The sequence below is a fragment of the Salinimicrobium oceani genome (assembly GCF_012037645.1).
Map to the genome: position 1 here is coordinate 1 of NZ_JAAVJR010001394.1, position 316 is coordinate 316.

The following is a 316-nucleotide window of genomic DNA, read 5'->3' on the forward strand; positions in this document are numbered from 1 at the left end:
TGCCCGGGAACAGCGGACTGCAATATGGTGCCGATCCTTTTGCAATTATTGGAGGGATCATTGGTTTCATCTTTCCTCCTAAAAAGGCAAAAGAACGCCCTCCTTCTCCGCTGAACCAGAGAGGGATGATCAATCTTGAACGGGAAATCAGAAGCCGGTACGATAATGACTTTTTTGAAGAGGTACTGAATGTTCAAGTCCGACAGATCAGCGATTTTGTTACATTTTTAAATGCTTCGGGATTTCCCCGGGAACTTCTGGAAAAGGAAAAGGAGATGAATCTCATCCAGTTCCTGCTGGAGCAGAGCACTATTTT

At 44.9% G+C, this 316-nt stretch carries 1 protein-coding gene; it reads left to right on the forward strand.

The annotated features are described in order from the left end of the window. Window positions 1-316 (forward strand): hypothetical protein (locus tag HC175_RS22355; RefSeq protein ID WP_168140030.1); only part of this gene is annotated, 316 nt, incomplete at both ends.